Below are 12834 nucleotides of genomic sequence, written 5' to 3'. Positions count from 1 at the left end.
CTCTTTTTTCAAAATCAATGTTAATTTTTTCTCATGCAATTTCCTACTAATGCAATCCCTTTAATGGTGTCCGCATCTTCTATACTCAATAAGGTAGATTATAAATTTTCAACTACTACCCTGTGAAATATGGGCCGAAAATCCTTTATCTTTTCATTTCCTCTCTGAGGATGAACCCTGTTGCTTAAAAGCACAATAATTAAATCTCTTTCAAGATCAATAAAAAAAGAACAACCTGTGTATCCAAGATGCCCGATGGTTTTTTCTGAAAGAGCTTCTCCTGCCGCTGAATAACCCTCTTTTGAAGGCCTCATAAAAATTAAGGCAAAATCTGAAAGGGGATCCTCAAATTCAAAAAAATATTTTATAAGTTCCGAATTAAGAAAACTTTTTTCTCCTCTATAAGTCTTAAGAAGCTCAATTAAGAGTTCCAGAACCCCGTAAATATTTCCAAAAAGCCCGGCAACCCCACTAACTCCAGATAGGGCTCTTGTATTTTCATCCTCAACAATCCCTCTCAAGATCTTTTTGGTCTCAGGATCAATTGAGGTTGGAACGATTCTTTCTTCATCAATTCCCTTTAAAAGGGGCTTAAAAGTAAGAACAGCTTTTCTTGAAAAGGGAATCTTTGCCTTGGCCTCTTCAAATAATTCCTCAATGGATTTTCCATAAATTCTTTCAAGAAGATAGGTAAAGAGGAAAAAATTTAGATCCGAATAAAGACAGCGCTTCCCGGGTTCGTATTCAAGAGGCCTTTCCTTTATATGCTGAAAGATCTTTTCAAGAGTTAGAGGTTTTTCTTTATAAAAGGGATGCCAGGCTGAAAGTCCAGAAGTATGATTGAGAAAACGAAAAAGAGGCACCTCTCCAAGGGGAGGCTCAACCTCAAGATAAGTCCTTAAAGGTTTTTCAAGATCAAGAAGGGGCTTTTTATTAAGATGATAAATTAAGGTTAAGCCTAACCCCAGAGGTTTGGTTAGGGAAGCAAGATCATAAAGAAATGCCTCTTCTACAGGTTCAAGAAAAGGAGTAAGGGAGGCATAGCCTCCTGCAATTACATAGGTTCTTCCCTGATAAAAAATTCCTGAAACAGCACCCGGGAAGACCCCTTTTTTAACTCCCTCCTTAAGAAGTTCAAGAATTGGGACTATCTTTGGCATTCTCTTTATCCTCAGGCTTTACTGTTTTGAGACCTTGCAACTCCTTTGTCAGTTGATTTTCCCTGAGCCTTGCTCGAATAATCTGAGGAAAAAGGATTAAAAGCCCAAAAAGAAGCCCAAGAAGAAAGCTTACCATAATCACTAAAGCAAGAGGCATCCCTTCAAGAGAAACTCCTGGTAAAAGATGCACGGTGACTTTAGGCTCCACATTAAAAACCACAAAGAGAGTAAGCCCCAAAACCAAAATTATCCAGAGAATAATTCTTAACATCCTTTCCCCCTTTCAAAAAAAAACGCTTTTATAAAACTATTTTTTCAATTTCCCATCATTTTAATATATGCCTTGGAATCAATCAACTTGTTGTATGCGTCCCTATCTTTTAAGACTCAAGAGGATTTTTTCTACTACCTCTCACCTCTTACTTCTTTCCTTTTTCAAATCTTTCTTTTTATTGTAAGGATACAAACTCATGCACCCCCTGTGAAAAGGATTATAAGATAACTAAAAGGCTCAGAAAAAATTATTATAAAGTATTAAAAAAATCTTTGGAAAAAGGGATGATGCGGGGCTAATAAAAGGGAAATAAAAACTCAATCTGATTTAAGTACTTTTTCAATTCTGGAGGGGAAAGAGGAGAGTGAAAATAATAGCCCTGGGAATAGTCAATACCAAATTCACAGACCTTTTGATAGATAACCTTATCGCAAATACAGTTACCCTTTCTAAAAAACCTGTCTGTGTATGCAGTAAAGATCTGGACTTTTGTATAAGTGCATATCCTTACAAGAAAAAGAAAGGGTAGAAAAGGGGAAAGAGGTAAAAAATAAAATAGTAAAAAATCCTATAGAGCCTCAAAAGATATGGACGCATACTGGTTCTTGACAATCTTAGAAAAGAATTTATTTTAAAATTGAGAATAAATTTCAAAAAATCTGTGAGGGCTCTATGGAGACCTTTATTGAAGAATTCAGAAAATTTATCCGGCAAAAGGGATTAAAATATACTCCTGAAAGAGAGGAAATTTTAAGAGAGATACTTTCTCTGAAAGATCACTTTGATGTAGAGGGTCTACATCTACGCCTTAAAAATAAAAATAGCAAAATATCTAAGGCCTCCATTTATAGAACTCTTCCCCTGCTTATTGAAGCAGGTTATATTCAAGAGGTTTACAAACAGGGAGGCCACTCCCACTACGAGGTCACCCTTAACAAAATGCCCCATCTTCACTTTATTTGCATAAGGTGTGCCAAGGTTGAAGAGGTTGTAGATGAAAGATTAAATAAGCTTATTAAAGAACACGAAGACTTTAGAGGATATAAACTTCTTACCTATCATTTAGAAATTTTTGGGATCTGTCCTAATTGCCGGGAGGTAAAATAAAAATGACTCTTAAGGAAGTAGAATGTGGAGATATAGTGATAATCAGGGATTTTATTGAAGAAAAGGATATTCTCAAAAAGATTTCTGCTATGGGATTGCGTAAAGGATCTCAGTTTGAGGTGCTTAGAAAATGTGGAAGAAATATTCTCATCCGCAATGGTTTAAACAGGCTGATAATCAGTAAAGACTTAGCTGAAAAGATAGAAGTTGAACTTATAAAAAGAAATCCTGAAATCTGCCAAGACATTTCCTGTGAATTTATCGATAACGCTTGCCCACAGGAGGGGAAACTCCTTAGAAAAAGAAAACGGTGGGGACTTCTTCACAAAATCTGCCCTTTCTTGAAGGATTAACTACCAATGAAAAAAATAAAAGTTCTTCTTGTTGGAAATCCCAATGTAGGGAAAACAAGTCTTCTTAATCATCTGGCTGGCACAAATCTTAAAATTGGAAACTGGCCAGGGGTTACTGTTGAAAAAAGAGAAGGAAAAACCCTTTTTCAGGACTATGAAATTGAATTTATAGATTTACCAGGTGTTTACACCTTAGAAAAGGCCTTTTCAGAGGATGAAGTGGTAACTCTTGAAACCCTCAAACAGGGAGACTATGATCTAATCCTTCATGTTATTGAAAGTCCCCGTTTGGAAAGAGACCTCTTTTTGACTACTCAACTCTGTGAGCTTCAAAAACCTATGCTTATAGCACTCAACATGAGTGATGAGGCTGAAAACATAGGCATCTACATTGATGAGAGACGCTTTTCTGAACTATTCAAAATAAAAGTTTTAAAAACCATTGGACGCACAGGGGAGGGGGTAAAAGAGTTATTGCCTGCTATTATTGACACCCATGAAAAGGGCCTTCTACCACGACCTGAATTCTTTTTAGCTGAAAATGAGCCTAAGCTTTTAAAAGAGGAAAAACGGCACTCCTTAGTGAAAGGGATTTACGCAGAGGTAGTAAAAAAGCCCCTTCTTCCCAAAAAAAGCTTTACTGAAATACTTGATCAAGTTTTCCTTCACCCTATCCTTGGCTTCTTCTTTCTATTTCTCATTCTTTATCTTACCTTTAAATTTGTTTTTGATCTCTCTTCCCCTCTTGTAGATTTTATTGATGGCTTTTTTCAGGACTTCCTTGAGCCAGCTCTTTTAAGTCTTTTGGATTCAATTCAGGCCCCTTCTCTTTTAAAGGACTTTTTAATTGGTGCAGTCTTAGGTGGGCTTGGAATTGTTCTTACCTTTTTACCTCTCATCTTTATTATGTTTTTCTTTCTTACTCTTCTTGAGACCTCAGGGTATCTTCCTCGGGTTGCCTTTCTTATGGATCGCTTTACGCATAGAATTGGACTTCATGGCCAAAGTGTAATTCCCTTGATTCTGGGATTTGGATGTAATGTTCCGGCCATATTAGCTACTCGCACTATACAAGATAAAAAGGATCGCCTTCTAATAATCTCTATGATTCCCTTTATGTCCTGTTCGGCAAGGCTTGTGGTCTTTGGATTTTTTGCCCTGACCTTTTTTACAAGGCCTGCCCTTTTAATTTTTCTCCTTTACCTTATAGGAATTTTCTTAGCTTTCATAACCAGTCTTATTCTAAGAAAAACCCTTTTAAAAAAGGAGCTTTCTCATTTTATTATGGATCTTCCTCCCTATAGAATACCCTCTTTCAAAGTGCTTTTCTCCATTGTTTTTCTACATGTAAAAAGATTTGTTATACGAGCAGGCACTGTTATTTTTGCCATAGCAGTAGGGATCTGGCTAATCTTAAATCTTCCTTATGGAGAAAAGGATCTTGAAAAGACCTTAGCAGGTAGGATTGGAAAAACCCTCTCCCCGATATTTGAACCCATTGGCCTTGGAGACTGGAAGATTACAACCTCCCTTATTCCAGCCTTTCTGGCAAGAGAAGCCATTTTAAGTAATCTTGCGGTAATACTTAAGGCAGAAAAAGAAAAGGAAACTAAAAAATTTGATCCCCTTTCAGCTTTAAAGGAACAGGGCGAAAGCCTTCTTTTAGCCTTTCAAAAGGCCTTTTTCTCTCTCCTAAACCCCTATCCCTCCTCCTTTGAAATAGAGGCAGATTCTTTAAAGGGTGAACTAAAGGGACTTTTTACTCAGGCCTCAGCCTTTTCCTTCTTAGTTTTTGTTCTTATTTATAATTCCTGTGTAGCAACCTTTGTGACCATGTGGAAAGAAGGTTCCAAAGGGCTTGCCATAGGCTTTTTGCTTTATAGTTTTGTCCTGGCATGGATCCTATCCTTTGGGGTCTATAAACTTTTCTAATGCTTTCCCCTATCCTTTTTATTTTCACCTTTTTTACTCTTTATTTTTTGATGCACCTTTATCTTTATTTTAGACTTCATCCCAGACATCTTGTTATTAAATTACTCTTAATACTTGCTTTCCTTTCCCCACTTTTCATACGGCTTTCTGATCATTATCTTTCCCCTTTTCTCTCATTTCTTATAAGTTTTTCAGCCCTTTTCTGGATGGGCTTTCTCCTCTATTTTATTATCTTTGACCTTATACTTCGCCCCTTTACCAAAAGACTTTCCTTTTCCTTAGGAATGGCTATTCTTTTTTCCCTTTATAGCTATTATGAAACCTTAAAACCTGAGGTTATTTATCTTACAATCACCTCTTCCAAGATTCCTCAAGAAACCTCTCCTTTTAGAATACTCCAAATCAGTGACCTCCACTTAGGGCCTGTTATGGGGCTTGATAAAATTGACATAGTAAAAAAGGCTGTTCAAAGGTTTAAGCCCCAGCTTATTGTCTCAACAGGTGACCTTGTGGACGGCAATATGGATAACAAAGCAGATCTAAAGTTCGCCTTAAAAACTATTGATGCACCTTATGGAAAGATTGCTATTGTGGGGAACCACGAATACTATCGAGGAATTGAAAAGGCTCTTACCTTTACAGAAGATGCGGGATTTAAGGTCTTAAGGGGTGATATCTATGAGATTGAAAATTTTCTTGTTATAGCAGGTCTGGATGATGATGACTGCAGATATTTCAAAAGGTGTAAGGGTCCTCTTGATGAAAAGGTATTCCTTAAAGAGGTTCCAAAAGGCAAGTTTGTGATCCTATTAAAACACAAACCCAGGGTAAATCCATCAGCTTATGGACTTTTTGATCTTATGCTTTCAGGGCACACCCATGGAGGGTTGTATTATCCTGTTGGAAAATGGCTTCTTAAATATTTTTTTGATCTTGAATATCCTGGCTTACACACATTAACACAAGGAGGTTATCTCTTGGTCAGTAAAGGGCTTGGCACGGGTGGTCCTCCTATGAGATTTTTGACCCCGCCTGATCTGGTTATTATTGAACTTCGGACTGGTAAAGAGTCTTCTCTCCCAGTCCTCCAAGTCCTTTCAGATCAACTCTGAAATAGAATTTGGTATCTCTCGGGGTAATTGAAACCCCAAGCCCAACAAGATAGCAATCGTGAAGATAGAGGGCTTCAAGTTTTTGTTCGGTGGTTTCATTAATCTTTAAATTTCTTGAGATATAGTAATTTATTAAAAATCTCTCTTTAAAAAGCTCTCCAAGCTTTAAAGTTGCTTGTTTCGTATCCCAAGCTCTATCTTCCTGATAAGTAAAATCTATGGCATCCAGCAAAATTTTTCTCAAACCCAGGGTGAGGGAATGTTTTTTAATTCCAAGTCCATAAAAATTATAGGCTGTATCATAGCGCATAGCCAAACGATCTTTCCAGTTTGAAAAGGCCTGAATGAAAAGATCCGAAAAAGCCCTTTCCTCAGGTTTGGTTGCCGTTGCAGATCTCTCAGCCTTAGTAAAATCATATTGTTGATAGGCCCTCAGAACAAAAAAGTTCTTTTGATTAGCCAGATTAAAATACTGCCAGATCCCATATTCTATAGCCTTAGCCTTTTCTGTTAGATAATCTTCATACATAAAGGTGGGTAGGAAATCTCCGTTTATTTTTTTCCGATAAAAAAAGGTCAAATAGGGTTTAAGGATATGTTGGAATTGAAAGGGTCTTGCCCCTTCACCAAGACTAAAGGTGCGAAAAAGTTGAGTATAGGTGGTCAAAGAGAGCTCAAAGAGATTGGTATGCAAGGATTTGTCTGTAAAATTTCCTGAATCCTCCAATAAATAAAGATAATTCTTATAATTTACTTTGACCTCACTTTTCAAAAATTGATAGGAAAAAGGGTAACTGGCCTCAAGATTTAGACCAAATCTATTACCATAATAATTTGTTTCTCTATAAAAATAATTATAATCAAGATTGAGGGCTGGAATAATACCCTTAAATTGGAAGGGAAGAAGGGAAAGATGAAAACCTGCTAAGGGTTGAAGAACTTCCTTCTTATTTCCAGCTCCATTGTAATCAAGGTAGGAACTCTGCAAACGGGTATAAAGACTATGCTTAAAATACTGGAACCAGAGACTTGAGGTGCGAAAGTCCTGGGCTTTATCATCCACATCTCGGTTGAATCTATCAAGATAAAGTTTCTTGATATTATCAAAACTACCCTCCCCCACATTGAACTCTTCAAGAAAATCTTTATCCGAAAGAAAATCAAGATCTAAGTGTAGATCCCAGTTTTTCGCAGCTGAGATATCAACTTTTCCGGTGATCCAGTAACGATTTTTAGGGGCCTCCTCGGTAGCATACTCTCCTCTTTTAGTATCCCTGAGATAGCGCACCCTTATTAAGCTTTTAGTATTTTCTGTTAAAGCCAATTGATTTTCTAAATCCCAGATAAGACCTCTCTTAGTTGTATAAAGAGGAGCAATGGTAAAATCAATCTGATCTGTGAGAGGTAAAAAATAGGGAATTTGGAGACCAAAACCAAGCCTACTACCCTGAGTGATTCCTGGTGGTAAAAAACCAGCCTTTCGGGGTTCAAAAATGGGAAGACTTACCCTGGGTAAAAACATCTTTTTAGGGAGATAAAGAAGAGGAACTTTACCTGCTCTGAAAGTAGTTGCATCTGCAGTGGAAATCCCTTCTGGAGTAAGAACTATATTTTTGACTTCCACACTCCAGGGAGGAAACTCCTCCTTTTCACAATCAAGCTCACAGGTTGTGATGAGGGCTCTCTCAGCATAGTATTCATTAAGGGCATTTTTAGAAAAATTCCAGGCCTTTATCTTGAATCCCTCTTTTTTGTAATAGATAAAGATCTTAGAACTCCAGATCTCACCATTTCTTAAATCAAATTGTCCCTTTTCCCCGAGAAGGGTTGCATTCTGAGTAAGATCAAAGAGCTTAAAATTGGATACCTCTAAAAGCTCCGTTCCCGGTTCATAAGTTAAACTTCCAGCATAAAGAAGATAGCCCTCCCTTTCAATTATGATGTCCCCTTCAGCATAGACCTTTTTCCCACCTTGAAGAACTTCAACCCTTTGGGCTGTAAGTTCTAAAGCTTTTACCGCTGGATAGGCATAAAGAGAACCTCTTAAATATGAAAACAATAATAAACAAAGAAGAAAAAAGAAAAATTTACTTTTCAAAGATTGAGATAATCCCTTTCTATTCTGCCTCTTCTTCCCCTTCAAGGATTTCTTCTACCTCTTCTCTTCCTGCCTCAAGTTCCTCAACCTGTTCATCATCTTTTCTAAGAAGCATCTCCATAAATTCTCCCACATGGGTCTTTTCCTCTCTGGCCACATCTAAAAGAACGGCCCTTAAATTTTCGTCCTCTGTAAGACTGGCAAGTTGTTCATAGAGGTTTATGGCATCAAGCTCAGCCACAATGGCAATCCTTAAAATCTGACGATCCAGATCCTCCTCATCAATCCTTTCAAGATCAAAGGGTATTTTAGAAAGCATAACCCACCTCCTCATTTAAAAAATTTTTTTAAGAAAATTATAACCCTATTCAAAAAAGAAGTAAAGAAGTGTCTGCGTCCCCTAAATTGCCGATAGAAACAATCAAAAATGCAAAAGCCTCCTTTTGTATTTAGTTTTCTGGATGATATAATATCACCCAGTAGCCATCTGGTCAGAGTTTTTAAAGTCCTTTGGGATAAAGGATGCCATGGAGAGGCATATGCCAGAGCCTGGTTCAAACAGGGGATACAAGGCATGGCAATATATAGAGCCTATATTATTGATGCTTATAGGAGGTGGCAGGCACATAGAAGAGTTGAGGGAGATAATAGAGGATGAAGGACTAAGGAAACTCACAGGCATGAAGAAGATACCTTCACCTTCAACAGTAGGGGATTGGATAAGGAGGCAGGGCAATGCAATTGGCAATGTGATGGAGTCAATAATGAAGCCTTACAGCCTATTACCTGATGGCAAGAGGATAAAGCATGCCTAAAGCAATGAACAAGCTGGAATTCAGTTTCAGACTTATAGTGATAAGGTGGAGGGCAGGGCAAAGGGATTTATTCAGCGATGGATATAAATATCACTGCATAGCAACAGACCTTGAATGTCCTGCAGAGGAAGTAGTAGAGTGCTTGCCTACAATAGCTTTGTCATGAAGAAGTATTTTGTATTACCGGAGTCTATGAGGACAAAGACAATTCAGAGCATAAGGTGGATTTTCATAGAGGTAGCTGGCAAGGTAGTAAAACATGCCCGGAGGCTGTGTCTGAAGATATATGCAGAGGTAGAGAAGTTTATACTTTATAAAAAGATAAGGCTAAGGCATGCAGAATTATCAGGATAAAAGGGATACATAACAAAGAGCTGAGATTGAGATGGAAGGAATAGGAGGGGGTAGTGTTTTTTTAAAACAGGCAAATTTAAGAAGATTAAAGGGGTAGAGGCTGATTAGATGAGATAAAACATTGTAAAAGACCGGTAAAAGAGCATAAAATTTCCCTCAATGGATAACTGAAAGAGCAAAAGAAGACCAAAAGCTTGATAGTATCTAAATTTTGGAACTTCTATCGGCAAATTTGGAATATATTCACAGCTTGACAAGAAAGAGGTATCTTTTAAAATAAAATCAACAAACTCAGGAGGTTTTCTATTCTTGTTGATCTCTTTTCCTGTGAGGAAGAAAAAAGGGCGCTCCTTATAGCTCTTTATGAATATCTGGATAAAACCTTTTCAAGATATGAGCTTGCCTGCTCACCCGGTTGTAATCTTTGCTGCACAACAAGAATTTATGCAACCTCTCTTGAAGCTAAATATTTACTTGAGGGCTTGCCAGAGGGGATTACCTTTGAAATAGATGAAAATCTCCTTCCTCGCCCAGGGCTAACCCACAATCAGACTGCCCTTCTCTATTTCTCAGGGGAAGAACCTCCTCCCCCCGAAGAAGCTGAACTTCATCCCTGTCCCTTTTTAAATGAAGAGGGGCTCTGTTCTGTTTATGAGAGAAGGCCCCTTATGTGTAGAATTATGGTCTCATTTAAAAAATGCAGCCCTCTTCAGCAAGCAGAACTTTCTCAGGAACTCTATCTTAGGGGACTTATTGCACTTCAAATAGTGGAAAATATTGAGCTTTATGGCCTTTATGGAAATATCTTTGATCTCCTCAAATTTCTCTCAGATCTCAAAAAAGGAAAGATTGATGAAATACCCCCTTATCTTCTTTCTAATGTAGAATTTGAGGAACTTCCCCTTCTACCTGAAGAAAAGGATTTAAGAGCCTGGGTGGGAAATCTCTATCGCAAAGAGGTTTTCCCGGGAAAAACCTTTAGAGAACTCCTTTACGAAATCAAAGAAAGATTAAAAGAAAAGGAAAGCTTGAGTTTTCTCAAGGAAATCTTTTCTGCTTAAAAATGGAAAAAATAAAAGTTCTTAGAAATCTAAGACTTTCGGAGAGGATTTATCTTCTTGAACTTCCTAAGAAGGGTTCTCTTTTAGATATAAAGCCAGGCCAGTTTTTAAAAATTAAGCTTCATGATTTGCGTTATGATCCTCTCTTTCCCAGACCTTTTACAGTGCATAGCCTTGAGGAGGGCACTTTGAAAATTCTTTATCAGGTTGTCGGGAGGGGAACCCTTGCCTTAAGCAGGATTTCTCAAGGGGAAGAAATCTCTGTTCTTGGACCTCTTGGCAGGCCCTATCCTGAGGATCTGGATTTTCCCCTTGCCCTCTGTGCTGGTGGGGTTGGAGTTGCTGGGTTTGGCTTTTTTCTTGAGAGATTGAAAGAAGAACTTCGCAAAAAAACCATTCTTTACTATGGGGCAAAAACCTCTCAAGATCTTGTAAGGCTTGATTATTTTAAAGCTTTTGGGATTGAAATTAAACTTACCACAGAAGATGGCACCCTTGGTGAGAAGGGCTTTGTTACAGATCTTCTTGAAAGGGATATGCGGGATGGAAAAATTAAAACTATTCTTTCCTGTGGCCCCATGCCCATGTTAAAGGTAGTAAAGGAACTTTCAGAAAAATACGGTATTAAGACCTATCTTTCCCTTGAGACCTTTATGGCCTGTGGAACAGGGTTTTGCAAGGGTTGTGTGATAAAGAAAAAAGATGGTGGATACTTTCATCTCTGTGAGGATGGCCCAACCTTGTCAGCCTGGGAGGTCATTCTTTGAAAGGAGAAAGATTCTGCATCATAGGTAAATACCAATTTAAAACTCCCTTTTTTCTTGCTTCTGGGACTTGGGGACTTGGTGATACCCTTTTAAATTACCTAAATCCTGGAGAAATTAGATCGGCTGTAGGTGCTCTTATTACCAAGGGGCTTTCTCTTGAGCCTATGGAGGGAAATCCTCCTCCAAGACTTTTTGAAACCCCCTGTGGCCTTATAAATTCTATAGGTCTTGAAAATCCAGGACTTAAAGTCTTTCTTAAAAAATATTATCCCCAGCTTAAAGCCTTGCAAACACCCATAATTTTTAATCTTCATGGAAAGAGCTTGGAGGAATTTTTTGAAATGGCAGAAATTCTTTCTGAGATTGAAGCAGAGGGAATTGAACTCAATATTTCCTGTCCCAATGTTAAGGAGGGAGGGATAGCTTTTTCTCAGAAGCCAGATGTGGTTTTTGAGCTTGTAAAGGGGGTGAGGGAGAGATTTAAAGGACTTTTAATTGTAAAATTATCTCCTGTTGGGCCTGTTTTTGAGGTAGCTAAGGCCTGTGAAGAAGCCCTTTCAGATGCCTTAACAGTTGCCAATACCTATCCAGCCCTTGGAGTTTACTCTTATGAACCCTTTCAGGTGATAAAAGGAGGGCTTTCAGGCCCAGCTATAAAACCTCTAACCTTAAGGCTTGTTTTTGAGCTCTCAAAAATAGTAAAAATTCCCCTTATAGCCTCAGGGGGGATTTTGAGTGGAAAGGATGCCTTTGAGTATTTTCTTTGTGGAGCAAGGGCTTTCCAGATAGGAACAGCCAACTTAATTGATCCTAAGGCTCCAATTAAAATATGCCAGGAATTTAAGGAATTGGTAGAGAAATATGGTGGATTACCTGATAAGAATCCTACCTAAAAAGTTTAATTTTCGTGCTTTTGGAGTTTTTTTACCTCAAACAGTGGAAGAGGCAAGAAGGCGTCAGAGCCTTTCCCCGGTTGCAGTAGCTGCCCTTGGAAGAGCTTTAGCAGGGGTTGCCCTTCTTTCAGCAGATCTAAAAATTGGTAAGATTCTTCTTCAAATAAATGGAGGTGGCCCCCTTGGAGAAATCCTTGCTGAAGCAGATTATCAGGGAAACTTAAGAGGGCTTGTGAAAAATCCCCAGGTGTATCTTCCTCCAGAAAATAAAAAACTCCCTGTGGGAAAGGCTGTAGGAAAAGAGGGTTTTATAAATGTGATAAGAGATTATGGCCTCAAGGAGATTTATCAGAGTTCTTCTGATCTTATCTCTGGAGAGATTGCAGAGGATCTGGCATATTATCTTACCACTTCAGAGCAGGTTCCTTCTGCCTGTGCCCTCGGGGTTCTTGTGGATACCGATGGAAGTGTTATAACCGCAGGAGGTTTTTTAATACAAAAACTCCCTTCCGCAGAAGATCATGAAGTTTCCCATCTTGAAAAGCGTCTTTCTGAAATAAAGCCTGTAACGGACTATCTCTCCTCCGGGATTAAAATTGAAGAGCTTTTGCATGAGATCTTTGGGGAGATTGAAATTCTAGAAAAAAGAGAGGTAAGATTTAAATGTTCTTGCAGTATGAATAGAGTTGAGGAGGCCTTAGTTGCCCTTGGAAAGGAAGAACTTGAAGATATGCTTAGAGAGGGAAAACCCGTTGAGATTACCTGTGAATTCTGTAAAGAAAAATATATTATTAATATAGAAAGATTAAGGAAGCTTTTAACAGAAGTTGAAAGGAAGAAGGGTAGTTCAGATTAAGTGAGTGCCTATTACAGCGAAAAATATAGCAAGAAGGCTTATAATTAGGATA

General features: G+C 38.2%; 14 protein-coding genes. 10 read left to right on the top strand and 4 right to left on the bottom strand.

The genetic code is table 11. From position 1 onward, the window contains the following. Positions 1-98: 98 nt before the first annotated feature. Positions 99-1160 (bottom strand): serine hydrolase domain-containing protein, encoded by a 1062-nt coding sequence (locus THC_RS05060; RefSeq protein WP_068514251.1) that lies wholly within the window; start codon positions 1158-1160, stop codon positions 99-101. Then, positions 1135-1431 carry a lipopolysaccharide assembly protein LapA domain-containing protein gene (locus tag THC_RS05055; RefSeq protein WP_068514248.1) on the bottom strand — a complete coding sequence of 99 codons (297 nt, stop codon included), beginning with the start codon at positions 1429-1431 and terminating at the stop codon, positions 1135-1137. Before THC_RS05055 ends, THC_RS05060 begins: the two co-directional genes overlap by 26 nt. A 675-nt stretch (positions 1432-2106) precedes the next feature. Between THC_RS05055 and THC_RS05050 the strand changes: the two genes are divergently transcribed. Genes THC_RS05050 through THC_RS05035 form a run of 4 tightly spaced genes read left to right on the top strand, consistent with a single transcriptional unit; the run spans position 2107 to position 5938 of the window. Then, entirely contained in the window at positions 2107-2541 is a 435-nt protein-coding gene (locus THC_RS05050) for a Fur family transcriptional regulator (RefSeq protein WP_068514245.1), read from the top strand. A 2-nt stretch (positions 2542-2543) separates the two neighbouring features. After that, positions 2544-2894 (top strand): FeoA family protein, encoded by a 351-nt coding sequence (locus THC_RS05045; RefSeq protein WP_068514242.1) that lies wholly within the window; start codon positions 2544-2546, stop codon positions 2892-2894. 6 nt (positions 2895-2900) lie between these two features. After that, positions 2901-4826, top strand: coding sequence for a ferrous iron transport protein B (gene feoB, locus THC_RS05040; RefSeq protein WP_068514239.1), 1926 nt, complete (start codon positions 2901-2903; stop codon positions 4824-4826). Positions 4827-4876: 50 nt separating this feature from the next. After that, positions 4877-5938 carry a metallophosphoesterase gene (locus THC_RS05035; RefSeq protein WP_231938328.1) on the top strand — a complete coding sequence of 354 codons (1062 nt, stop codon included), beginning with the start codon at positions 4877-4879 and terminating at the stop codon, positions 5936-5938. Here the strand turns inward: THC_RS05035 and THC_RS05030 are convergent. Both THC_RS05030 and THC_RS05025 read right to left on the bottom strand, forming a co-directional pair. Continuing rightward, entirely contained in the window at positions 5871-7997 is a 2127-nt protein-coding gene (locus tag THC_RS05030) for an LPS-assembly protein LptD (protein WP_148638824.1), read from the bottom strand. The genes THC_RS05035 and THC_RS05030 overlap by 68 nt on opposite strands. Before the next feature lie 58 nt (positions 7998-8055). Continuing rightward, complete coding sequence (locus tag THC_RS05025) at positions 8056-8355, bottom strand: ferritin family protein (protein ID WP_068514230.1); 300 nt, start codon at positions 8353-8355, stop codon at positions 8056-8058. Positions 8356-8575: 220 nt separating this feature from the next. On the opposite strand from THC_RS05025, the gene THC_RS05020 reads away from it, so the two are divergent. The 6 genes from THC_RS05020 to hslO all read left to right on the top strand — a co-directional run bounded on the left by THC_RS05020 (position 8576) and on the right by hslO (position 12782). Beyond that, positions 8576-8851, top strand: coding sequence for a hypothetical protein (locus THC_RS05020; protein ID WP_068514228.1), 276 nt, complete (start codon positions 8576-8578; stop codon positions 8849-8851). Next, positions 8844-9017, top strand: a complete 174-nt coding sequence (locus tag THC_RS09400; RefSeq protein WP_153303645.1) for a hypothetical protein — start codon at positions 8844-8846, stop codon at positions 9015-9017. The genes THC_RS05020 and THC_RS09400 overlap by 8 nt, the downstream gene beginning before the upstream one ends. Positions 9018-9486: 469 nt before the next feature. Then, positions 9487-10266: a YkgJ family cysteine cluster protein gene (locus THC_RS05010; RefSeq protein ID WP_082706295.1), complete on the top strand. Its 780-nt coding sequence runs from the start codon at positions 9487-9489 to the stop codon at positions 10264-10266. Between the two features lie 2 nt (positions 10267-10268). After that, on the top strand, positions 10269-11033 hold the full coding sequence (locus THC_RS05005) for a dihydroorotate dehydrogenase electron transfer subunit (RefSeq protein ID WP_068514219.1): 765 nt from the start codon (positions 10269-10271) through the stop codon (positions 11031-11033). Next, a complete protein-coding gene (locus THC_RS05000) occupies positions 11030-11926 on the top strand; it encodes a dihydroorotate dehydrogenase (protein ID WP_231938327.1) in 897 nt (298 codons plus the stop codon). The genes THC_RS05005 and THC_RS05000 overlap by 4 nt, the downstream gene beginning before the upstream one ends. Next, complete coding sequence (gene hslO, locus THC_RS04995) at positions 11898-12782, top strand: Hsp33 family molecular chaperone HslO (RefSeq protein ID WP_068516656.1); 885 nt, start codon at positions 11898-11900, stop codon at positions 12780-12782. The genes THC_RS05000 and hslO overlap by 29 nt, the downstream gene beginning before the upstream one ends. Positions 12783-12834 lie beyond the last annotated feature (52 nt).

It is taken from the genome of Caldimicrobium thiodismutans, assembly GCF_001548275.1.
In the GTDB taxonomy this organism is placed as follows: domain Bacteria; phylum Desulfobacterota; class Thermodesulfobacteria; order Thermodesulfobacteriales; family Thermodesulfobacteriaceae; genus Caldimicrobium; species Caldimicrobium thiodismutans.
Note: the sequence above shows the minus strand (reverse complement) of the source record. Positions and strands in the feature narration are given on the sequence as shown.